The sequence below is a fragment of the Micromonospora sp. NPDC048839 genome (assembly GCF_040649915.1).
Classification (GTDB): Bacteria; Actinomycetota; Actinomycetes; order Mycobacteriales; family Micromonosporaceae; genus Micromonospora.
Map to the genome: position 1 here is coordinate 102120 of NZ_JBEZGL010000002.1, position 22622 is coordinate 124741.

Consider the following 22622-nt stretch of genomic DNA (forward strand, 5'->3'; position numbering starts at 1 on the left):
CGGGGTGTCGACCGGACCGATCCGGCGCCGGACGACCGGCACCCGACCAAGTCGAACTGTGAACATCGAATATCAAAGATGGGTCGACGTCGCATGTCAAACGATGTCACTCGATCGGCGACAAAACCCCAGATCGATACGATGTCCGGCAGGCCCGCCGCCCTACTCCCCGCCCCGCAACGACTCGCGGACGTGCCGACGGGCGTGGTGGATCCGGGACTTCAGCGTGCCGACCGGGATGCCCAGTTGCTCGGCGATCTCCTGGTAGTCCAACTGGCACAGGTCCCGCAACACCAGTGCCGTCACCAGCTCCGGCCGGTGGGCCTCCAGCCGGTCCAACGCGTCGAGCAGGTCGAGGCGCGACCCGGCGATGACGCTCGTCGTACGAGGGTCGGCCACCTCGACGGGCAGCAGCGGGCTGGGCTGCTCGGCCGCCCGTCGCCGCAGGGACCGATAGGTCTGGCGGGCACAGTTGGCGACCACGACGTGCAACCAGGTCGAGAAGAGCGACCTGCCCTCGAATCGCTCGATGTGCCTGGCCACCTGCACCAACGCGTCCTGGGCCGCCTCCTCGGCGTCCTGCCGACAGGGCAGGATTCGACCACACTGCTCAAGTACCCGCGGGCCGATCGCCGCCAGCAACGCGTCCCGGGCCGCGCGGTCGCCGGTCGACGCCCGGCGCGCCAGTTCCTCGATCGACGACCCGTCCACCACCGGCGCTCCCCCCGCTCGTCTGCGACACCCGCAGATCCGGTTGCCGGATAATACGGTCGTGTCCATCCCGTCGCAGGTCGGTCGGTACCGAATCGCGCACCCCGTCGGCAGCGGTGCGTTCGCCACCGTCTGGCTGGCATACGACGACGAGTTGGGATCCCCGGTGGCCATCAAGGTGCTCGCCGACAACTGGTCGCAACGCGCCGACATCCGGGCGCGTTTCCGCCAGGAGGCCCGGTTCATGCGGCAGGTCGACTCCGACCACCTGGTGCGTGTGTTGGACATCGGGGAGCTACCCGACGGTCGGCCGTACCTGGTGATGACGTACGCCGGAGGCGGCACACTCGCGGACCGGCTGGCCAACGGGCCGATGCCGGTGCACGAGGCGCTGCGCGTCGCCGCCGACATCGCCAGGGCGGTGGCCGTGCTGCACGACAACGGTGTGCTGCACCGCGACCTCAAACCGTCAAACGTCCTCTTCGACACCACCACCGCCGGAGGTCGGGTGCTGGTCGCCGACCTGGGGCTGGCGAAGACACTCGCGCATGCCTCCGGGTTCACGGTGACCGCCGGCACGCCCGGTTACATGGCACCGGAGCAGCTGGTCCCGGGCGGCACGCTGGACGCACGCGCCGACGTCTACGCGATCGGCGCCCTGACCCAGCACATGATGACCGGCCTGCCGCCGGGGCAGGCCGCGTCGGGCGTACCCGCCGTGGTCGAGCGCGTCGTCCGTCGGGCGCTGCATCGTGATCCGGACCGCCGCTGGCCCACCGCCGCCGCGTACGCCGCGGCTCTGGAGGGTCTGCTGGCCGCACTGACGGGTCCGGCCCGGCCCTCGCCGCGACGGGTCCGCCGGACCCTCACCACCGTCGGCGCGGTGGCCACGACACTGGTCCTGGCCGGTTCGTCCGCCGCCTCCGCCACGCCTGCGGGCTGGACCCGGGTGCGCGACGCGACCGGTACCGTCTCCGTCGCCGTGCCCGACGACTGGGCCCGGCAGCTGCGCGACGGCGGCTGGCAACCGGCTGGGCTCGGCCTGCCCGAAGGCCACGCCCCCGGCCTGGTCGTCGGGCCCGATCTCACCGTGTGGTCCAACGCGAACAGTCCCACGCCTGGCGTTTTCGTCGGGGTGAGCCGGACCCGCACAGCCGCGACGGTCCAGCCCACCCTGACCGGCCACAACCGTTGCATCCGTGCCGCCGACCGCGCGATCACGGTCGGCAGCCTCAGCGGGAGCGTCCGGCGCTGGACGCGGTGCGCCAACACCACGACGTCCTTCAGCGAGGCCATCCTGACCGCGGCCAACGGCACCCTCGACGTCCACGTCCAGGTCAAACAGACCGGGGGCGCGGATCGCACCGACGAGATCCTGGACACGCTGCGCGTGACCGGCACCGCGGCCGCACCCTAGCTAGTACCGCGCCCAGTTGCCGCTGCCGTCGGCCTTGCGCCACCGGCGGGTCTCGGTGCCGCCGTCGATCGTGCGGACGGTGGCCTCCACGTTCTCGCCCACCAGCCGGTACGAGACGAACGTCATGACCTGGTCAACTCCGGAACCGGGCTGGTCTCCCCTGATGGCCGGCCACGCCTGCCGCCCCCGGCCGTTGTCCGAGAGCTGCACGGGCACGAGCGCCTGGCGTCGTGCGGCGTTCGCGTTGCCCAGTTCGACGAGAACGAGCGCGTCCTCGGTCGACGGAGCGTTCGCCGGCTCCTCGACGATGAACTCGCCGTACACCGGCTGTGCGCCGCCGGGCAGGATCCGGCACGGCACGTCGAGCCCGTTCGACCCGTCGCGGAACGCCACGGCGTCGTCGGACTCGCTACAGAAGGTCAGCGTGCGGATCACCGCGTTGGGCCAGTCGGTCCGCCTGATCTCGCTCACCTGAGCGGCCGGCCCGGAGGTGCGGGCATCCGGAGCACCCTGGGTGGCGCTGCCGGTGGCCGGCGTACCCGGGCCGGAGCTGGCGGTCGTCGGTGTGCTCGACGCCGACGGGCTCACGCTGCTGATGAAAGGGCCGGCGGGCGCCGCCTCACCGCCCTGCCGGTCGACCGATGGGGTGCAGCCGGCGCCGACCGTGACGCTGAGCGCCACACCGACGAGCAGTTTGCGGTGCATGGGTGGTCCTTTCCTCTGCGGGATCTGTCACCACATTCGATGCCCCGGCACGAGCGGTGGTTCACGGCAACGAGCGTGGATCTTTCCACCGTCGGTACGCATGCCTCTCCTCCTCAGGTCGCAAGGGCATTGCCGTCCTGCGCCAGATGGCTCGGCGCGCCCGGTCGAACAGGCTTGTGCCATGGCATCGGGTGACGCCGTACGGACCAGTTCCGGACACCCGGTCGCCGGGGAAGGCACCGGCAGACATGCGCTTTCGTCAGATTCTTCGACCCCACTCACGCCGGCCGGCGGTGATGATCGCCCGACTCGGCGCGATGCTGGCGGCCACGGCCCTCGTCGCGGTGACCACCGCGGGCTGCGGGGCGTCGCCCGGCAGTCCGGCCCCGCCCGTCGACACTCCGGCCGCTCCCGCCGGTCCGGGCGGCACCGGCCCCGCCCTGACCGGCACCGACGCCAACGCCTGGCTCGACGGTCTGCTGCCGGCGGCGCTCGACCGCACCGGCATCGCCGGGGCCACGGTGGCCGTCGTGGACGACGGCAGGATCATCACGACCCGGGGGTACGGCCACGCCGACACCGGGAACGGTGGCACCGGGACCGTGCCGGTCGACCCGGACCGGCATCTCTTCCGGATGGGTTCGGTGTCGAAACTCGCCACCGCCACCGCCGTCCTGCAACTCGTGCAGAGCGGCAGACTCGACCTCGACGCCGACGTCGAGACCTACCTCGACTTCGACCTGCCCCGCCACTACGAGCGGGCCGTCACCCTGCGGCACCTGCTGACGCACACCGCCGGTTTCGAGGAGCGCATCGCCGGTCTCATCGGCACGGCCGGTGGCGACGTCGATCTGCGTAAGGCCCTGGTGACCGACCCGCCGGAGCAGATCTACGAGCCGGGGACCGTCCCGGCGTACTCGAACTACGGCAACTCGCTCGCGGGCTACATCGTCCAACGCGTCAGTGGGACGCGCTTCGAGGAGTACGTCCAGCGCAACATCCTGGATCGGGCGGGCATGCCGTCGTCGAGCTTCGAGCAGCCCCTTCCGGCGGCACTGCGCGACCGGATGTCCAAGGGGTACGACACCTCGGCCGCACCCGCCGGACCCTTCGAGATCGTCGGCACTCCCCCGGCCGGCGCGTTGAGCGCCCCGGCGACCGACATGGCGCGGTTCATGCTCGCCCAACTCGGCGAGCCTGTCGGTTTCGGACCCCTGCTCGACAAGCCGACCCGCGAGCTGATGCAGCGGCCCGCGCTCGACGCGACGTCGCTCGGCACACTTGCCGACGGACCCCGGATGACGCTCGGCTTCTTCGACGAGAGCCGCAACGGCCACCGGATCCTCGGCCACGGCGGCGACACCACGTACTTCCACACCCACCTGCAGATCTATCCCGAGGACCGGGCCGGCATCTTCGTCTCGCTCAACAGCAACGGCTCCGGCGCCCTCGCCAGCCACGACCTTCGTCAGTCGGTCGTGAACGGGTTCGCCGACCGCTACTTTCCGGCCCGCGACGGACAGCCGAACGCCGGCGTCGATTCGGCGACCGCGGCCAAGCACGCCGCGCTGGCGGCCGGCACGTACGAGTCCTCGCGGGCGATACGCAGCAACTTCCTCACGACGATCGGCCTGGTCGGTCGTACCACGGTCAGTGTCGCCGACGGCGGCCGACTGCTGTTCGAGCCGGGTCCACTGTCCGACTCCCCGGCCCTCTACGAGGAGGTGGCGCCCTGGGTCTGGCGTGAGGTCGGTGGACAGCGCACGCTCGCCATGCGGGCGACCGACGACCGGGTCGAGGCGATCGGTTTCGACTCCGCGTTCGCGCTGCTGCCGGTCGAGCCCGCACGCGGTTCCGCACTGGCCCTCCCGGTGCTCGTCGGGTCGACGGTCGTGCTGCTGCTCACCGTCCTGTCCTGGCCGATCGGCGCGTACGTCCGACGCCGGCTCGGCCGCACCCCACGCGAGCGGGCCGGGCGCACCGCGCGGATCCTGAGCCGCGTCGCCGTCGCCGGCACGCTCCTCGCCTTCGCCGGTTGGGTGCTGGCCCTCAGCAGCATCATGAGCCTGCGGGACGTCCCCGGTGGGGTCCTGCGCATCGTGCAGGTGCTGCAACTGGTCGGCCTGCTCGGTGTGCTGCCCGCCGCCGTCCGGCTGGTCGACGACGTCCGACGCCACGTCGGCTGGCGGAGGATCGCCGGCAGCGCGCTGCTCCTGCTCGCTCTCGCCGGTGCGGGCTGGTTCGCCGTGGAGTTCCGGCTGCTCGCACCTAGCATCTCCTACTGACCCGCCCGACCCGGGACGATCCGGAGCAAGGATGCGCGCCGCATGAGGGACCACACCGAACCCGGCTCACCGCGACTGACGAGATGGCTCGACGGACGGCTCACCCGACTCGGCGTGACGGGGGTGTTCCCCCGGGACTGTCTGCTCGCGGTGGCGCTGACCGTAACGACGTTCGTCCTGCTGACAGTGCTTGTGTGGTTCGTGGCACCGGAGGAAGGGGTGTCCTTCGACCCGGCGCGGGCGTGGCTGCTCATCGCCCTGTGCTGCGTCCAGGCGATGCTGCTGTGCCTGCGTCGGGTCCGCCCACTGCTCTGCCTCGCGCTCGTCGTCGGCCTCCAACTGCCCGTCATCGGCGCCTCCCTGCCCGAGGCGACAGTCCGGGGTGTCGCACCGTTCGTCGTGGCGTACACGATCGGATCGGTGCTGCCGTCTCGGCACGCGCTGCTGGCCGTCGGCGCGGCCGTGCTGGTGGAGTCGGTCGGGGCGGCCGTCGTGGTGACCCCCAATCTCCTGACCGCCGTCGCGTACGTCACCGCGGGCGCTCTGACCTACCTCAGCGCGACCTTCGTCGGCAGGTACGTGGCCACGTCCCGGCGCTACGTCGAGTTGGTCCAGGTGCGGGCGGAGGAGGCGATCCGGGAACAGCACACGAAGATCCAGGGGGCGATCGGCGCGGAACGCGCCCGGATGGCCCGGGAGTTGCACGACGTGGCGGCGCACCACCTCTCCGGCATGGTCGTGCAGGCGGCGGCGGTCGAGCGGTTGATCGACCGGGACCCGGCCGCCGCGAAGGCCGGGGTGGCCTGGATCCGGAGCCAGGGCAAGGAGACCCTGGACAACCTGCGACTGGTCGTCGGTGTGCTGCGCGGACGCCCGGGACACGAGGGTGGCGACGGTGGCGCACCGGTGCCGGGCCTGGGCATGCTCGACGACCTGGTCCGCACCGTCGGCACCCTCGCCGGTCCGGTCGAGTTCGTCCGCGAGGGGCAGCAACGCGAGGTGGCGCCGATCGCCGACGTCGCGCTCTACCGGATCGCGCAGGAGTCGCTCAGCAACGCCCGCCAGCACGCCCCGGGCGCGGCGGCGCGGGTGGTGCTCCGCTTCCTGCCCCGCTCGGTGTCCCTGGAGGTGGTGAACGAACCCGCCATCCGGCGTACCGTGCCGGCGGCACGGACCGGCGGTGTCGGCCTGGTCGGCATGCGCGAGCGGGCGCAACTGATCGGAGCGACGTTCGCGGCCGGCCCGACCGCGGCCGGTGGTTGGTCGGTCACCGCGACGCTACCGACGAACGATCCCGTCGCGTCGCAGCCCAAGGGAGAGGCCCCGGCATGATCAGAGTGATGCTCGTCGACGACCAGGCGGTCGTCCGCGCCGGCTTCCGCGTCATCCTCGAGGAGGCCGGGGACATCGAGGTCGTGGCGGAGGCGTCCAGCGGTACGGCCGCCGTCGAGCTGGCCCGGCGGCTGCAACCGGACGTGATCTGCATGGACGTCCGGATGCCGCACGGCGACGGGCTCACCGCGACCCGAGAGATCGTCGCCACGGCAACGCCACCGGCGGTGCTGGTGGTGACGACCTTCGACCTCGACGAGTACGTCTTCGGCGCCCTGGAGGCCGGTGCCAGCGGGTTCATCCTCAAGGACTGCGAGCCGGAGGACCTGATCGAGGCGGTCCGTCGCCTCGCCGAAGGGTACGGCCTCGTCGATCAGGCCGTCACCCGCCGGGTGATCTCGGAGTTCGCCAGGCGTACCCCCGCGCCCCGCTCGGACGCCGCGGCGGCCCACCAGCTGACCGCCCGGGAGACCGAGATCGTCGAGTTGCTCGCGCAGGGGCTGTCCAACGTCGAGATCGCCGACCGGCTCTTCATCGAGACCAGCACGGTGAAGTCGCACCTCGGGCGCGCCATGGGCAAGATCGGCGCACGGGACCGGCTGCAGACCGTCGTGTGGGCCTACCAGAACGGTGTGGTCCGTCACTGAGGGGCACAGTCGCTCCACTCCTGGCCAGCGGCTCGTAGGAGCTGACCCGGTCAGGCGGCGGGACGGCGGGACAGTCCGGGCTGGTCGCCGGCCAGACCGGCGTAGCGTCCCCGGTGGTAGAGCAGCGGCGAGCCGACGTCGGTGTGCCGAAGCACCTCCGGTTCGGCCAGCGTCGACAGTGGACCGCGGCGGAGTACGATCCCGCTGCGCACCGCAGTGGTGATCTCCCGCCGACGACCCCTCGATAGGAGCCTGGCATGGCCGGTCCGGACGCCGAACTCGCCGCGAAACTTCAGCCGGACGTGCCGCACGCGGCTCGGATCTGGAACTACTGGATGGGCGGCAAGGACAACTTCCAGTCCGACCGGGCGGCCGGCGACGCGGTCGCCGAGGTCTACCCGGAGATCGTCCTCATGGCGCAGCAGTCGCGCGTGTTCCTGGTGCGGACCGTGCGTCACCTCGCGGCCGAGGCGGGCATCCGGCAGTTCCTGGACATCGGCACCGGCCTGCCCACCATGCAGAACACGCACGCGGTCGCGCAGAGCGTCGCGCCCGAGTCGCGGGTCGTCTACGTGGACAACGACCCGATGGTGCTGGTGCACGCCCGGGCACTGCTGGCCAGCACGACCTCGGAGGGTGTCACCACCTACGTCCCGGCCGACTATCACGACCCGGAGAGGATCCTCGCCGAGGCGGCGCAGACGCTCGACTTCGACAAGCCCATCGCCGTCATGTACATGGGTGTGCTCGGCTACGAGCCGGACCTGGACGTGGTGCGTTCCATCGTCGGGCGGACGATGGACGCGATGCCCTCCGGCTCGCACCTGGTGCTGTGGGACGGCACGAACACCAGCCCGGCGGTGGTCTCCGGCGCGGAGCGGCTGGCGCAGAGCGGCGGGGTCCCGTACATCCTGCGCAGCCCGGATGAGCTCGCGAGTTGCTTCGACGGGCTGACGGTGGTGGAGCCGGGCCTGGTGCCGATCCCTCTCTGGCGACCGGAGGATCCCGACGCGGTCGGGATCGACGCCTACGGCGCGGTGGCGCGCAAGGCCTGACCGACCGGACGTCCGTCCCGCCGCCGCCGTGGTCGCGACAGCGGGACGGACGTCGCTCACCCGTTACACGTCAGCGTCAACCCGTCGGGCACGGCGCTTGTCGACACGAGCAGGCCGAACCTCGCCACACCACCCGGCGCCAGCGTCCCGTTGTACGTGGCGTTGCGGACCGTGAGGTCGTCACCGACTGCCTCCAACACTCCACCCCAGACGTTCTCGACCCGCTCGTCTCCGGACCACCGCCAGGAGACGCGCCACCGGTCCAGCGGTTGGCTTCCGATGTTCTGCACGGTGGCCGTGACGACGAAGCCGCTGCCCCACTGGGCGTCGATCGAGGCCGTCGCGCGGCACGAGGTCAGCGCCGCGGTCCGGGCCGACCCGAAGATGAACGGATCCCGCTTGCCGTCGGGGGCGCTGAACCGGTACCAGTACTCGGTGTTGGGCGTCAGCCCGTCGACTGTCACCGCGCCGAAGCGCTCCGGCCCGGAGACGGCCGCCGCCACTGGCGCCCGCCACTGCTGGGCGTCCTCGCGGCTGGCGAAGAGGCTGACGGTCAGCGGCGGGTCGTAGCCGCAGGGCGGCCGGAAGAATATCGAGTACGAGATGGTCACGCTCGTGGTGGTGACGGCGGTGACGCCGGCGCTGATCGGCAGCGCCGGCGGGCAGGCGATCGTGGGCGTGGGTATCGGCGTGGGCGTTGGTGCCGCAGTGGGCGTGGGCGTGGCTATCGGAGTGGGTGTGGGCGCCGCCGTGGGTGACGATGTGGCCGACGGCGTCGGTTCTGGTGCCGCCTCGGCGACGGCGGTCCCGGCCCAGGCGGCCAGCGCCATGGTCGTGACGGCGAGGAACGTGCGAAGCATCGGTGCCTCCGTGGTCTGGCAGGCACCGAGGACCGAGGTGGTGGCCGGTGCCGCGCTCGGGTGTCCGACCGCCAACGAGGGCTGCCCGGCACGGGTGACTCAGCCACCTCGTGCGCCCTGCGGGCCGGAGAAGATGCGGTACGCGCTGGCTCCCGAGCACGACCGAACACCAGCATGGCAGCCGGCGAGCATCGATACAACCCGATCCCGCTGGCCCGTCACCGGGGAGACGAACCGACCCGCACCCGGTCGCTCTCGTTGTCGGAGAGGAAGGACGCCAGCGCCTGCCCCTGCTCGGTCACGGCGGCCCGATCCGCCCGGGATATGCCGCGTAGTGGGCTGACGGTCACCGTGCCCGACTCGACGGTCCAGGTCGCCGCGACCCGCCCGTCGACGAGCACCACACGTTCGCCGGCCACCGAGAGGCCACGGTGGACGTCGTCGATGATCCGGCTGCGATCGTCGTAGCCGAGGATCGCGTTGTCGAACGCCGGCAGGAACCGCGCCGGGGCGGGTGTCTCCGGGTCGGGGCGCGGCGCGTCGGCAAGGTCGATCAGCTTGCGGCCACGCGCGCATTCGAGTGCGGGCGTTGCTCAGTGCTTACCCACGAAGATCCCGATGCCGTTGGCGACCAGACGCTCCGTACCGTCGGATGGGCTGTTGCGGGCGGTGGCCACGGCCTGGCCCGGCTCGCGGACGGCGACCGTGCTCGAACCGCCGCCGTCCAGGTTCACCGCGTCGTGGGCGCCGAGCGAGCGCATCAGGTCGGCCAGCTCGGCGATCGTGAAGCCGGCGCTGGCCGGGGCGCGCCCGGCCAGGACGACGAGGTAGACCGTCCGGCCGTCCGGGCTGACACCGGCCGAGCTGCGGACCGCGGCGGTCTTGGTGTCCAGGCCGGCCAGCGGCGCACCGTCGCGCAGGATGGGCGCGCCGCCGACGGCGAACGTCAGCTTGGGCTCGCCGGCGGAGTCGAGCTTCTCCCGCACCTGCACGCGGTCGCCGACGGCGAGGTCGTCGAGCATGTCCGCGCCACCCTCCCGGCCGACCAGCACCTGGGTGTCGGCCGGGATCGCGCCCGCGCCGGGCGTCGAGCCCGCGGCGGTCACCGCGCCACCACGTACGGTCACCTCGTAGGTGTGGGTGCTGCACGGGTCGCTGCGGCTGGTGTCGGTGCCACAGGTCGACCGGATCCGGGAGGCGGCACCCCACTCGGAGGTGAACAGGCCGACGCCGCCGACCGGCAGCGCGTACTGGTTGAGCCCGCTGAGGGCGATCGTGCCCTTGCTGCTGCGTACCTCGCCGTTCAGGCTCAGGGTGTCGACGCGCGCCTTGCCGTTGACGCCCACGCCGAACACGTCCCGGGTCGAGGTGCCGGGGGCGAGACCGGGGCCGAAGCGCTGCGCGGTCGGGACCGCGAACTTCAACCCCTCGCCGTCGGCGATCTCCGGACCGGACGACGAGTAGGTCGGCGTGACGCCGGCGTGGGTCTCGCTGTTGTTGAAGAAGTCCCCGTTCACGCCGGCGATCGCGCCCTGGTCGTTGGCCATCGACGAGATGACCTTGCGCTGCGCGACCGCGTCGGGGTGCAGCAGGTCCAGGGAGACCTTGTTCTTCTTCAGGTCGGCCGTGAGCAGGTAGCCGACGGTGACGCCCCGGGGCGTGGTGACCTGGAACGAGCCGTACGTGACGCCCGGGGCGAGTTGCTCGGTCGAGGTGACGGTGATCGGCGTGCCGGATACGGTTGCCGCCGAGGCGGGGGCTGCGCGGGCGGGCGTCACGAGCGCGCTCAGCCCTGCGGCGAGCAGCAGGGCCAGACTCGGGCGCACGAGGTTGAAGGGCCGCACTGCGCTCCTTTCATGGTGCGTTTTTCCTGGCCTACGCCGGGATGGTCGAGCCGGACCGGCGCTTGGCCGGACCGACGATGATCGTCTCGACCAGCCGATCAGGCGAGGGTGAACGGCGGAGGCGGGCGACGTGAACCCAACGCACCGCCTTGATCAACTGCGAGAGCCGGCCCGGGGCGCCAAAAACTTTTGTGCACTTCCTACAACTGAGCGACGGTGGGTTCGGTGGTTGCGCCATAGCGCTGGCCGCCGCCAGCCGGAAGGGTGATCACTACTGGGCGCCGTCGTCTCGCGGCACCCGGTTCGAGGTCTAGCTAAGGGGTCGGTCGGGTGTTCAACCGTGTCGCCATCGTCAACCGAGGTGAAGCCGCCATGCGGCTCATCCACGCGGTCCGCGAGCTGGCTGCGGAAACCGGCAGACGGCTCGAAACCGTTGCTCTTTACACCGACGTCGACCGTACCGCCACCTTCGTCCGCGAAGCGGACATCGCCTACGACCTCGGTCCGGCATCCGCCCGCCCGTACCTCAACCTGGCGGTGCTCGAACGCGCGCTGATCGAGACCGGGGCCGACGCCGCCTGGGTCGGCTGGGGTTTCGTCGCCGAGGATCCGGCCTTCGCGGAGCTGTGCGAGAAGATCGGCGTCACGTTCGTCGGGCCGAGCGCGGACGCCATGCGCCAACTCGGCGACAAGATCGGCTCGAAGCTGATCGCGGAGAAGGTCGGTGTGCCGGTCGCGCCGTGGAGCCGTGGAGCCGTCGAAACCCTGGACGCCGCACGCGCCTCGGCGGCCAAGGTCGGCTACCCGCTGATGCTGAAGGCGACCGCGGGCGGCGGCGGACGCGGCATCCGCGTGATCCGCAACGAGGCCGAACTCGACGACGCGTACGAGCGCACCAGCCAGGAAGCGGCGCGGGCGTTCGGCAGTGGCATCGTGTTCCTGGAGCGCCTGGTCACCGGAGCCCGGCACGTCGAGGTCCAGGTGATCGCCGACGGGCAGGGCACGGCATGGGCGCTCGGCGTCCGCGACTGCTCGGTGCAGCGACGCAACCAGAAGGTCATCGAGGAGTCGGCCTCGCCGGTGCTCGACGCGGCACAGGCGGCCGAGCTCAAGTCGTCGGCCGAGCGACTGGCCGTCGCGGTCGGTTACCGGGGCGCGGCGACCGTCGAGTTCCTGTACCACCCGGGCGATCGACTGTTCGCGTTCCTCGAGGTCAACACCCGCCTCCAGGTCGAGCACCCGATCACCGAGTTGACCACCGGGTTCGACCTGGTCAAGGCGCAACTGCACGTCGCCTCCGGTGGACGCCTCGAGGGCACGCCGCCGGCCGAGCGCGGGCACGCCATCGAGGCGCGGCTGAACGCCGAGGATCCCGACCGTGACTTCGCGCCGTCGCCCGGCCGCATCGCGCGGCTGGACCTGCCCAGCGGCCCGGGCATCCGGGTGGACACCGGCGTCAGCGAGGGCGACACCATCCCGGCCGACTTCGACTCCATGATCGCAAAGATCATCGCGTACGGGCGCGACCGCGACGAGGCGCTCGGCAAGCTGCGTCGGGCGATGGCGAACACCACGGTGATCATCGAGGGCGGCGCGACGAACAAGAGCTTCGTGCTCGACCTGCTCGACCAGCCCGAGGTGATCGACGCCAGCGCGGACACCGGCTGGATCGACCGGGTCCGCGGTGAGGGCCGGCTCGTCACGCACCGCCACTCCGCGGTCGCCCTGGCGGCCGCCGCCATCGAGTCGTACGAGGAGGAGGAGCGCGTCGAGCGGCAGCGGCTGCTGTCGACGGCGTCCGGTGGGCGCCCGCAGGTGCAGCACGCCAGCGGCCGGCCGTTGGACCTCAAACTGCGCGGTGTCGGCTACCGCACGCGCGTGGCGCGGGTCGGTGCGCACCGGTTCCGGGTCGGCATCGAGGCGGGCGCCGCCGTGCGCACCGCCGACGTCGAGCTGGACCGCTTCGACCGGCACACCGGTCAGATCGTCGTCAACGGCATCCGGTACCGCCTGCTCACCGGCACCCACGGGCCGACCCACCTGGTCGAGGTGGACGGGGTGACCCACCGGGTCAGCCGCGACGAGGGCGGTGTCCTGCGCTCCCCGATGCCGGCGCTCGTCGTCGCCACGCCGCTGGAGGTCGGCGCCGAGGTCGAGGCGGGCGCACCGGTGCTGGTGCTGGAAGCGATGAAGATGGAGACGGTGCTGCGGGCGCCGTTCAAGGCGCGGCTGAAGGAGTGCGCCGTCTCGGTGGGCAGCCAGGTCGAGGCGGGTGCGCCGCTGCTGCGCCTGGAGCCGCTCGCGGACGAGGCCGACGACACCACGGCCGACCCGACCGGCGAGGCCGTCGAACTGGACCTGCCCACCGCCGCCGAGGACGTTCCGGCGTCCGCGCGCAGCAGGCGCGGCCAGGAGGACCTACGTGGCCTGCTGCTCGGCTTCGACGTCGACCCGCACGACGACCGTCGGGTGCTCGACGGCTACCTCACCGCCCGCCGGGCCGCCACCGAGGCCGGTGCGCGGCCGCTGGCCGCGGAACTCGATCTCATCGAGGTGTTCGCGGACCTCGCCGAGCTGAGCCGTAACCGGCCGACGGGCGAGGACGGCGGCGCCGCGCACGTGCACAGCGCCCGGGAGTACTTCCACACCTACCTGCAGAGCCTCGACGTCGAACGGGCCGGGCTGCCGGACGCCTTCCAGACCAAGCTCGCCAAGGCGCTCGGCCACTACGGTGTGACCGACCTGGAGCGCTCCCCCGCACTCGAAGCCGCCGTCTTCCGGATCTTCCTCGCCCAGCAGCGGGCGTCCACCGACGCCACGGTCGTCGCGACGCTGCTCCGCGCCTGGCTGGAGGAAACCCCGCCGAACGAGGCGCTTCGCGAGCCCGTCGGCCTCGCGCTGGAACGGCTGATCGCCGCCACGCAGGTCCGCTTCCCCGCGATCGCCGACCTCGCCCGCGGCGTGGTGTTCGCCTGGTTCGCCCAGCCGTTGCTGCGCCGCAACCGCGCCCGCGTCTACGCCGGGGTCCGGGGGCACCTACGGCACCTGGACGCCCACCCGGACGCGCCGGACCGCGCCGAGCGCATCGCCGAGATGGTACGCAGCACCGAACCACTGGTCCGGCTGCTCGGCCAGCGGCTCGTCCGCGACCACCTCGACAACGCGGTCATGCTGGAGGTACTGACCCGGCGTTACTACGGCAACCGGGCGCTCACCAGTGTGCGTACCCAGGAGGTCGCGGGCTGCACGTTCGTGGTGGCCGAGCGCGCCGATTCGAGCGTCGTCTCCGCCGCGGTGCGCTTCGACGCGCTGGGCGGCGCGCTGCGCGGCCTGGCCGAACTGGCCACCGACGAGGACTCCGTCGACGCCGACATCTACCTCGGCTGGGAGAACCAGCCGGAGGACTTCGACGCGATGGCGGCGGCGCTGGCCGAGGTCGTCGCCGCGCACCCGCTGCCGCCGCAGGTCCGTCGGGTGACGACCACCGTCGCGGGTCGCGGCGGAGCGGTCATGCACCACCACTTCACCTTCCGCCCGTCGGACGACGCGATGGCCGAGGACCGGTTGATCCGGGGCCTGCACCCGTACATCGCGCAGCGCATGCAGTTGGAGCGGCTGCACAAGTTCGACCTGACCCGGCTGCCGTCGTCCGACGAGGAGGTCTACCTCTTCCAGTGCGTGGCCCGGGACAACCGGGCGGACGAACGCCTCGTCGCGTTCGCGCAGGTCCGTGACCTGACCGAGCTTCGCGAGCAGGACGGCCGCCTGGTGGCGCTGCCGACGGCCGAGGACGCCATCGCCGCGTGCCTCGACTCGATCCGCCGCGCCCAGTCGCTGCGACCGTCGAAGACCCGCTTCAACACCAACCGGATCGTGGTCTACGTGTGGCCGCCGAGCGAGCTGACCCGCGAGGAGATGGAGATGATCGCCGGGCGCGTCCGCCCGACGACCGTCGGCGCCGGCCTGGAGGAGATCCTGTTCGTCGCGCGGCAGCGTGACCGCCGGACCGGCGAGCTGAGCAAGATCGCCGTACGGATCTCGTTCGACGCCGCGGGTGGCGCGGAGCTGGCCGTCGGTGAGCCGCCGGTCGAGCCGATCGAGCCGCTCGACGAGTACCGGCTGAAGGTGCTGCGGGCGAGCAGCCGTAACACCGTGTACCCGTACGAGTTGACCGGTCGACTCGGTGACTTCGTCGAGCACGACCTCGACGACGAGCACGTGTTGGTGCCGGTGCACCGGCCGAAGGGGCGCAACAGCGCCGCCATCGTCGCCGGGGTGGTCACCACTGCGACCGAGCGGCACCCGCAGGGCGTCACCCGGGTGGTCCTGCTCGGCGACCCGACCAAGGCGCTGGGCGCCCTGTCCGAGCCGGAGTGCCGGCGCGTGATCGCCGCACTGGACCTCGCGGAGCGGATGAACGTGCCCCTGGAGTGGTGGGCGCTGTCCGCCGGGGCGCGCATCTCGATGACCACCGGTACGGAGAACATGGACTGGGTGGCCGCCGCGCTGAAGCGGATCGTCGAGTTCACCCAGGCCGGCGGTGAGATCAACATCGTGGTCGCGGGCATCAACGTCGGCGCACAGCCGTACTGGAACGCCGAGGCGACGATGCTCATGCACACCAAGGGCATCCTGGTGATGACGCCCGACTCGGCGATGGTGCTCACCGGCAAGCAGTCGCTCGACTTCTCCGGCGGCGTGTCCGCGGAGGACAACTTCGGCATCGGCGGCTACGACCGGGTGATGGGGCCGAACGGACAGGCGCAGTACTGGGCGCCGAACCTGACGGCCGCGCGGGACGTGGTGATGTCGCACTACGACCACACGTACGTCGCGCCCGGTGAGGACGCGCCCCGGCGGGCGGTCACCACCGACCCGACCGACCGCGACATCTCCGACTTCCCCCACGACGTGGCGGGCAGTGCCTTCCGCACCGTCGGGGAGATCTTCTCCGTCGAGCACAACCCGGACCGCAAGAAGCCGTTCGACATCCGTACGGTGATGCGCGCCCTCTCCGACCAGGACCACCCGGTGCTGGAGCGGTGGGCGGGCATGGCCGACGCGGACACCGCCGTCGTGCAGGACATCCACCTCGGTGGCATCCCGGTGTGCCTGCTCGGCATCGAGTCCCGGTCGGTGCCTCGGCACGGCTTCCCGCCCACCGACGGCCCGGACACCTACACGGCGGGCACGCTGTTCCCCCGCTCGTCGAAGAAGGCGGCGCGGGCGATCAACGCGGCCAGCGGCAACCGACCCCTCGTGGTGCTGGCGAACCTGTCCGGCTTCGACGGCTCACCGGAGTCGATGCGCAAGCTGCAACTGGAGTACGGCGCCGAGATCGGCCGGGCGATCGTCAACTTCCAGGGGCCGATCGTCTTCTGTGTGATCTCGCGCTACCACGGCGGCGCGTTCGTGGTGTTCTCGAAGGCACTGAACCCGAACATGACAGTGCTCGCCCTGGAGGGTTCGTTCGCGTCGGTGCTCGGTGGCGCACCCGCCGCAGCGGTGGTCTTCGCCGCCGACGTCAACGCCCGCACGGCGGCCGACCCCCGGGTGCGGGACCTGGAGGCGCGCGCCGGCGCCGTGGCCGGCACCGAACGCGCCGCGCTGACCGCGGAACTCGACGAGCTGCGCTCGTCGGTGCGCGCGGAGAAGCTCGGCGAGGTGGCCACGGAGTTCGACCGGGTGCACAACATCCAGCGCGCCGTCGAGGTCGGCTCGGTGGACGCCGTCATCCGCGCCGCCGAACTGCGTCCGCGCATCATCGAGGCCATCGAGGCCCGTCTGGGATGACGCCACGGGTGGCGCCGACCGGGGGGCCGGCCTGATCAGGCCGGTCCCCGGTCGAGCACCGCGAATCCGGTGACGCGGGCGTCGTCGGCGGGGTCCTGGACGTGCAGCCCGTCGCGCGAGTCGAAGGTGACCGGACCGGACGCGCTCTCGATCCGGTAGGTGCGGCGGCCCTCGCTGTCCCGTTGGTCGGTCTCCACGAAGCGGAAGAGTTGCCCCTCCGCCTCAGGGGCGCAGCCGGCGAGGCGGAGGGTCGGCGGCCCCGGCGCCGCGCACGCCGATGCGCCGAGCGTGAGTGCGGTGACGGTCGTGACGAGGCCGGTACGCAGCACGAGTTCCTCCAGAGTGATCGGTGGGAATGCTCTACCTGGGACACACCGCTGCGGTCCCGCCGATCGCACCCGGGTCAGGTGCAATCGGCGGCCGGCCCCGGGTGTGTCTGTGGTGGAGGATCCGCGACCACAGGAGGTGCCGTGCGAGGCGACCAGCCGGACGACCGTGCCGCCTTCGACCGGTTCTTCCAGACCTGCTACGGCCGGATCAGCGCGCAGATCCACGCGTACCTCGGCGACCGGGCCGAGGCCGAGGACGTGAGCCAGGAGGCGTTCCTGCGGGCCTGGCAGAAGTGGCGCGACATCTCCTCGTACGACGATCCGCTGGCGTGGGTGCGCCGGGTGGCCTGGAACCTCGCCACCAACCGGCTGCGCCGGCTCACCGTCGCGGCCCGCGCGTTACGCCGCCAGCCCGTCGTGCCGCCCGTGCCGGCGGTCCAGCCGGACCACGTGGCGCTCGTCGCCGCCCTGCGTACGCTGCCGGAGCGGCAGCGCCGGGTGATCGTGCTGCACTACATCGCCGACCTGCCGACCGCCGAGATAGCCGCCAGCCTGGGCGTACCGCAGGGCACGGTGGTGTCGTGGCTGCACCGCGGCCGGGCGAAACTGGCGGAGCATCTGAGCGAAACGTCGAGCGGAGAGGCGGTCACGTCGTGACACCCCCGGAGCCGGATCCCGGTCGAGACGCCGTCACCGGTTTCATGCTGCGGTCGTACGCCGAGAGCGGCCACCTGTCGTTCGCCGCGCCCTCGGCCGACGTGATCGTGCGCCGGGCCCGGCGTCGTACCAGGACGAAGGTCGCGCTGTCCTTCGCCGCGGTGGTGGCGGTCGCCGCCGGGAGCATCGCGACCATCACCCGACTCGGTCCCGATCCGGACCGGGACCCACCGATCATCGGGCCCACCCCGACGCCGTCGGTGAGCGTCTCCCCCACGCCGGCACCACCGCCCACACCGGCGACGACGTCGCCCTCGACACCACCACCCGACCGGCGGACCCCGTCGCGGTCGACGTCACCGACCGGCACACCGAGCGTGACCGGCAGCGCCCCGGCGCCGCTGAGCGTGCGCGGCGTCGACTGGGCGAACGCCACGATCACCATGACGGCGTCGACGGGCGACGAGTGCCTGACCGGCCGGATCCGGTTCGTCGACGGCAGGGGCGGCGGATCGGGCGACGCGCCGCACATCAGGATCTCGTCCTCGTACGACGAGGGCGCCGCGACGTTCGGCGACCTGAACGGCGACGGCCGCGACGAGGCGGTCGTGTACGGGTCCTGTCTGGCCGGTGCTGGCGACGAGGACGCCTCCGGTCAGGTCCTGGTCGTCACCGGGCGCAGCGGCCAACTGGTCGGCAGTTGGGTCGGGACGGTGGCCGAGGTGGTCGACGACGTGGAGGTCACCGGCGGACGGCTGGTCATCTCCTCGACGAAGAAGTACGCCGAGCCCGAGGTGCCGGTGGACCGCACCTATCGCTGGACGGGCACCCGCTACGCCCAGAGTTGAGCCCTCGGGCAAGGCCGGCGGGATCGAAACGGGGCGACGGCTGGGGGTCGTACCCGCCACAATGGGCGCCGTGCAGAGATCAACACAGCACCTGCTCGACGACCTCGACGACCTGGCGTACCCGCAGCGGATGGCGACGCTCGCGCGTCGAGTCGGTGACCTCAACGCTGCCGGCGACCTGCCACTGGTGCTGACGGATCTGCGCGCCGGCACGACGTACCACCGGTTTCTGGCGGTCACCGCCAGCCAGATCGTCGGTGACCACGCCGGGGTGCGGCTGGCGCTTGGCGACCCGCACCGCGTGATCCGATCCGTCGCGGTGAAGGCCGGCCTGCGCGCCGGGTGGCTCGCCGGCGCCGACCTGCTCGCGCTGGTGCTCGACGCGCCGGCCGACCTGCGCAGCCTGGTCTACCGCTCGCTGCGGCACCTGCGCCGCTCGGCGATCGCCGACGGACTGGTCGACGGCGTGTGGGATCGCTTCGGTGCGGCGGAGACGGCTGCCCTGCTGCCGGCCTGCGGTCCGGACACGGTCCGCCGGTTACTGCCGGCCGTCGAGCACACGGTGCAGGGGTGGGCGCCACTGGCCCGCCGCCACGGCGACGTGCTGCTCGACCACGCCGAGGCGGTGTTGTCCGGTCTCGGCCCACGCGAGCGCACCCGCTGGTGGACGACGCATGCCACGGGGGTTCTGCTGGCTGGTCGGGATCGGCCGCGACACGCGTTGACGCTGCTGGAACGCTACGCTCCGACCGATTGTCTCCCCGGCGACCTGACCGCCTACGGCCCGCTCGCCGCCGCGTCGCCGGATCGGGTCCTGGCGATGCTGGTCGCCCCCTCCCGGGCGGGCTGGGTGCCCTTCCAATGGCTACCTCCGGCGCTGCGGCGCCGGTTGGGTCGCCTGCCGAACGCCGAGCTGGTCGAGCTGGGTCGGCTGGTGCGGGGCCACAACAACCTGTTGGAGCGGCTGTTGGCGGCCGTCGCACCGGCTCGGCGAGGAGCCCTCTACGACACCGTGCACGCGGACGTGGAGACGGCCGCCGAGATCCCGGACCCGCGGCTGATCGAGGTGCTGCCCCGCGCCTGGCGAGGGCGGGAGGCCCGCCGGGTGCTGGCACTGGACCGGATCCGCCACGACGCGGCGGCGGTACGGTCGTGGAGTTCCTTTCTGCCCTGGCCGGAGGCGCTCGCGGCGCTCGGCCCGGCGCTGGGCGCGGGCGACGCGCACGACCGCGCCGTCGCCTACGAGCTGCTGCTGGCCGCCGCGCGACGCAGCGGAGACCCGAAGGCGGTGGCCGAGGCGGTGGCCCGGTTGGGGCAGCTGCGCAACGAGCAGGACCCGGTCCGCGCCGCGGCCCTGACCACTCTGGCCGAGGTGTCCCGACTGCTGCGCGCCGACTCGGTCGAGGCGCTGACCCAGCTCACTGTCGACGCGACGACCACGCGCGACGCGTCGAGCCGCACCCTCGCCACACTCGGCAGCCTCGCCGTGGCGGTGCTGGGCCAGCACCACGACGACCCAGCCCTGCTGGGATGGGCACTGAGCACCCTCGACCGACTCTTCGGCGGCCACCGGCTCCCCCCGCTACCCCGTTTCGACGAGACGCTGCGCCACGGTCAGGAGGAGATGGTCTTCGCCCGGCTGCGGCCGTGGATCGAGGCGGGCATGGCCCGCGGGCTGTGCACCGAACTGTTCGCGGTGACCCAGGCTCTCGGACGGCGGGCCTGGCGGCTGCCCCAGCTCCAGGAGCTGCTGCGCCGGGCGGGCACGCCGGGCACTGTCACCGTCGTCGTCCGCGAAGCCGTCGAGCTGTGGCTGGCCGACCCGACGACCCGGACGCGGCGGGTCGAGCAGGTGCTGGCCCGCGACCTGTCCACCATCACGTTTCCCACGGTGTGGCGGGCGGTCAGCACACGGCGTACCGACCTGCTCGACCGGGTGCTGCTCGGCCCACCGCCCAGCGGGGCGTTCCTGACCGCCGGCGCCCGCTGGATTCCCGGCCCACCCGAGCACTCTGAGCGGTGGCTGCCCCGGCAGCAGCAGGCCTACGTACGCCTGCTGGAGCAGGTCGCCGCCGATGCCGGCACGCCGCGGCACGGCCGCGCCGCCGCCATCCGGGCCGCCGCGCCGATCCCCGGCGCCGGGCGCGACCTGGTGCTGCGGTACGCCGAATCCGCTGACGTCACCCTGGCCGAGGCGGCCCTGGGCGCGCTGCCGTGGACCGACCGACCGAACGAGGCGCTGCCGCTGCTGCTGGCGCACGCCGACGACGATCGGGCCCGGGTCGCCCTGTACGCGGCCGGTCGCGCGGCCCGGTTCGTCCGGCCGACCGACCTCCTGACGCCCCTGTCGCGGGTGGCCCTGGGCCGCGGCAAGGTGACCAGCCGCAAGGCGTCGCTGCGTCTGCTCGGCCGGTTCGGCCCGCAGGCGGCGATGCCGGTGCTGCTCGCGGCGTGGCAGCAACCCGACCAGCACCGCGACGTGCGGGTGGCGGTCGTCGCCGCAGCCCGGCAGCGGCTACCAGCTCCGGAGAGCTGGGTGATCCTCGAAGAGGCGGCCACCGGCGGCCACGAGGTGGCGCAGGGCGCCCTGATGACCGCGCCGGAGCAGGTCGCCGGACCGGACCGCCCCCGCTACAGCGCCCTCGTGGCGCTTGCCTGCGCGAGCCCGGACCACGACGTCGCCCGCTGCGCCTGGCCCCGGATGGCGAAGTGGATGCCCTGGGCGCCGGATCTCAGTGACCTGGTCACGGCGACGCTCACCGACCTCGGCGACCACTCCGCCTGGCCGGCGGCGCGCCCGATCGTCGACGCGACGCTCGATCACCCGGATCGGCCCGAGCGGGACGTGCTCTCCACCGCTCTGCGGGCCCTGATCGGCATCGACGAGGCCGACCCGGACGACGGTGGGCCCTTCGCGGACCGCCCGGCCCGGCGGCGCATCAGTGCCATTGTGGAGCAGGCAGGGTCCTGGGCGCGGTCCACCGAGCCGCACCGGGACCGCGCGCCGGCCCAGGCGGCGGCCCGCGAACTGGGACAGCACCCGGCGTACGTCGCCGAGGCGGGCACGCTGTTGACCGCGTCGCTGCGGCTCAGCGGCACCACACCGGAGCAGCTCACCGCCGACGTGGTCGAGATCGCCGATCTGGTCACCGGACGGCCGGCGCTCGCCGCCCGGCTGGCCGACCTCCTCAGTCAGCGGACGGCGCGGTGGTCCCCGGTGGCACCCGATCCGGACCTCGTGTTCGCCACGGCCCGCACCCTCGCCGCGCACGGCGAGGCCACCACCGGCTTGTTCGCGGTCGCCCTGGTGCACGAGGGCAGGGCGCGCGGCTGGGCGGAGCCCTGGCGGGACCTGCTCCGGGCCCTGCGGGAACACCCGGTCGCCGACGTCCGCGACGGTGCCTTCGACATCTGCATGGCGGCAACCTGACCGTGCCCGCCGTCCGGCGGTCAGCCAGCCGCTGCCCGCCGGACGCACGGTGCGCCGACCGCTCCTCGATCCGCCCTCAGCCGGTTCGCCGGGAGCGGGTCGGCCCCCCGTCGGCCTGCCAAGCCGCGACGAGGTCCTCGCGAGCCCGGGCGACGCGGGAGCGGATGGTGCCGACGGGGCACTGGCAGACCTCCGCGGCCTCGGCATAGGACAGGCCGAGCACGTGCGTGGCCACGAACGCCTCGCGGCGCTCCCGGCTCAGGCCGGAGATCACCTGCTGGAGGGTGACACCCTCGTCGGCGCCGGCCGTGATCGCACCGGCGGCCTCGGCCGCCGCCTGCCAGTCCGGCACCGAGGCCAACCGTGGCCGGGCGACCGCCGTCCGGACGTGATCCACGGCAACGCGTCGCGCGATCGTGAACACCCAGGTACGCGCCGAGGAGCGGCCGGCGAAGCCGGGCAGGTTGCGAAATGCGCGCAGGAACGTCTCCTGGGTCAGGTCGTCGGCCTCACCCGGCCCGGCCAGGTGTGCCAGGAACCGCCAGACCTGGTCCTGCAGTGCCCGGACGAAGGCCGTGGCGGCCTGTCGGTCACCGCGGCCCGCCTCCTGCGCCCAGCGGGTCACCTGATCGTCGTCAGCGCCGCCGTTGCGCACAGACCACCGTCCTGGGTGCCACGGGCGCTCCTCCATGCCGAAAGCCGTCATCGG

At 72.5% G+C, this 22622-nt stretch carries 16 protein-coding genes and 1 pseudogene; 9 read left to right on the forward strand and 8 right to left on the reverse strand.

The window, feature by feature from the left end; all coding sequences use genetic code 11:
• Positions 1–162: 162 nt before the first annotated feature.
• Positions 163–714, reverse strand: a complete 552-nt coding sequence (locus tag AB0C25_RS03655) for an RNA polymerase sigma factor (RefSeq protein ID WP_357369233.1) — start codon at positions 712–714, stop codon at positions 163–165.
• A gap of 58 nt (positions 715–772) precedes the next feature.
• On the opposite strand from AB0C25_RS03655, the gene AB0C25_RS03660 reads away from it, so the two are divergent.
• Complete coding sequence (locus tag AB0C25_RS03660) at positions 773–2128, forward strand: serine/threonine-protein kinase (protein ID WP_357369235.1); 1356 nt, start codon at positions 773–775, stop codon at positions 2126–2128.
• Here AB0C25_RS03660 and AB0C25_RS03665 read toward each other — a convergent pair whose 3' ends face one another.
• Entirely contained in the window at positions 2129–2833 is a 705-nt protein-coding gene (locus AB0C25_RS03665) for a hypothetical protein (RefSeq protein WP_357369237.1), read from the reverse strand. It abuts the gene before it with no gap.
• 296 nt (positions 2834–3129) lie between these two features.
• Between AB0C25_RS03665 and AB0C25_RS03670 the strand changes: the two genes are divergently transcribed.
• Genes AB0C25_RS03670 through AB0C25_RS03680 form a run of 3 tightly spaced genes read left to right on the forward strand, consistent with a single transcriptional unit; the run spans position 3130 to position 7097 of the window.
• Positions 3130–5118, forward strand: coding sequence for a serine hydrolase domain-containing protein (locus AB0C25_RS03670; RefSeq protein ID WP_357369239.1), 1989 nt, complete (start codon positions 3130–3132; stop codon positions 5116–5118).
• 42 nt (positions 5119–5160) lie between these two features.
• A complete protein-coding gene (locus tag AB0C25_RS03675) occupies positions 5161–6450 on the forward strand; it encodes a histidine kinase (RefSeq protein WP_357369242.1) in 1290 nt (429 codons plus the stop codon).
• A complete protein-coding gene (locus AB0C25_RS03680) occupies positions 6447–7097 on the forward strand; it encodes a response regulator transcription factor (protein ID WP_357369244.1) in 651 nt (216 codons plus the stop codon). The genes AB0C25_RS03675 and AB0C25_RS03680 overlap by 4 nt, the downstream gene beginning before the upstream one ends.
• A gap of 50 nt (positions 7098–7147) precedes the next feature.
• Here AB0C25_RS03680 and AB0C25_RS03685 read toward each other — a convergent pair whose 3' ends face one another.
• Positions 7148–7309 carry a hypothetical protein gene (locus AB0C25_RS03685; protein WP_357369246.1) on the reverse strand — a complete coding sequence of 54 codons (162 nt, stop codon included), beginning with the start codon at positions 7307–7309 and terminating at the stop codon, positions 7148–7150.
• A 45-nt stretch (positions 7310–7354) separates the two neighbouring features.
• Here AB0C25_RS03685 and AB0C25_RS03690 point away from each other — a divergent pair, with 45 nt between their 5' ends.
• Positions 7355–8152 carry an SAM-dependent methyltransferase gene (locus tag AB0C25_RS03690; protein ID WP_357369248.1) on the forward strand — a complete coding sequence of 266 codons (798 nt, stop codon included), beginning with the start codon at positions 7355–7357 and terminating at the stop codon, positions 8150–8152.
• 56 nt (positions 8153–8208) lie between these two features.
• Here AB0C25_RS03690 and AB0C25_RS03695 read toward each other — a convergent pair whose 3' ends face one another.
• The 3 genes and pseudogenes from AB0C25_RS03695 to AB0C25_RS03705 form a co-directional block, all read right to left on the reverse strand.
• Positions 8209–9012 (reverse strand): cellulose binding domain-containing protein, encoded by an 804-nt coding sequence (locus AB0C25_RS03695; protein WP_357369250.1) that lies wholly within the window; start codon positions 9010–9012, stop codon positions 8209–8211.
• A 218-nt stretch (positions 9013–9230) separates the two neighbouring features.
• Positions 9231–9572 (reverse strand): annotated as a pseudogene (locus AB0C25_RS03700) (crosslink repair DNA glycosylase YcaQ family protein); the annotation flags it as partial.
• A gap of 33 nt (positions 9573–9605) precedes the next feature.
• Positions 9606–10856, reverse strand: a complete 1251-nt coding sequence (locus tag AB0C25_RS03705; RefSeq protein ID WP_357369251.1) for a phosphodiester glycosidase family protein — start codon at positions 10854–10856, stop codon at positions 9606–9608.
• A 330-nt stretch (positions 10857–11186) separates the two neighbouring features.
• On the opposite strand from AB0C25_RS03705, the gene AB0C25_RS03710 reads away from it, so the two are divergent.
• Positions 11187–16649, forward strand: coding sequence for a carboxyl transferase domain-containing protein (locus AB0C25_RS03710; protein ID WP_357369252.1), 5463 nt, complete (start codon positions 11187–11189; stop codon positions 16647–16649).
• A 35-nt stretch (positions 16650–16684) separates the two neighbouring features.
• On the opposite strand, the gene AB0C25_RS03715 is transcribed toward AB0C25_RS03710, so the two are convergent.
• Entirely contained in the window at positions 16685–16978 is a 294-nt protein-coding gene (locus tag AB0C25_RS03715; RefSeq protein ID WP_357369254.1) for a hypothetical protein, read from the reverse strand.
• A gap of 141 nt (positions 16979–17119) precedes the next feature.
• Between AB0C25_RS03715 and AB0C25_RS03720 the strand changes: the two genes are divergently transcribed.
• The 3 genes from AB0C25_RS03720 to AB0C25_RS03730 all read left to right on the forward strand — a co-directional run bounded on the left by AB0C25_RS03720 (position 17120) and on the right by AB0C25_RS03730 (position 21913).
• Positions 17120–17635, forward strand: a complete 516-nt coding sequence (locus AB0C25_RS03720; protein WP_357369257.1) for a SigE family RNA polymerase sigma factor — start codon at positions 17120–17122, stop codon at positions 17633–17635.
• Entirely contained in the window at positions 17632–18483 is an 852-nt protein-coding gene (locus AB0C25_RS03725) for a VCBS repeat-containing protein (RefSeq protein WP_357369259.1), read from the forward strand. Before AB0C25_RS03720 ends, AB0C25_RS03725 begins: the two co-directional genes overlap by 4 nt.
• Positions 18484–18553: 70 nt before the next feature.
• The gene (locus AB0C25_RS03730) at positions 18554–21913 is read left to right on the forward strand and encodes a hypothetical protein (RefSeq protein WP_357369261.1); all 3360 of its coding nucleotides are present in this window, start codon (positions 18554–18556) and stop codon (positions 21911–21913) included.
• Positions 21914–21989: 76 nt separating this feature from the next.
• On the opposite strand, the gene AB0C25_RS03735 is transcribed toward AB0C25_RS03730, so the two are convergent.
• Entirely contained in the window at positions 21990–22568 is a 579-nt protein-coding gene (locus tag AB0C25_RS03735; RefSeq protein WP_357369263.1) for a sigma-70 family RNA polymerase sigma factor, read from the reverse strand.
• Positions 22569–22622 lie beyond the last annotated feature (54 nt).

Bases quoted from the DNA above. Each gene is read 5' to 3' on its own strand.
- AB0C25_RS03680 (WP_357369244.1), top strand. From the start codon at position 6,447: ATGATCAGAGTGATGCTCGTCGACGACCAGGCGGTCGTCCGCGCCGGC.
- AB0C25_RS03695 (WP_357369250.1), bottom strand. From the start codon at position 9,012: ATGCTTCGCACGTTCCTCGCCGTCACGACCATGGCGCTGGCCGCCTGG.
- AB0C25_RS03665 (WP_357369237.1), bottom strand. From the start codon at position 2,833: ATGCACCGCAAACTGCTCGTCGGTGTGGCGCTCAGCGTCACGGTCGGC.
- AB0C25_RS03670 (WP_357369239.1), top strand. From the start codon at position 3,130: ATGATCGCCCGACTCGGCGCGATGCTGGCGGCCACGGCCCTCGTCGCG.
- AB0C25_RS03675 (WP_357369242.1), top strand. From the start codon at position 5,161: ATGAGGGACCACACCGAACCCGGCTCACCGCGACTGACGAGATGGCTC.
- AB0C25_RS03690 (WP_357369248.1), top strand. From the start codon at position 7,355: ATGGCCGGTCCGGACGCCGAACTCGCCGCGAAACTTCAGCCGGACGTG.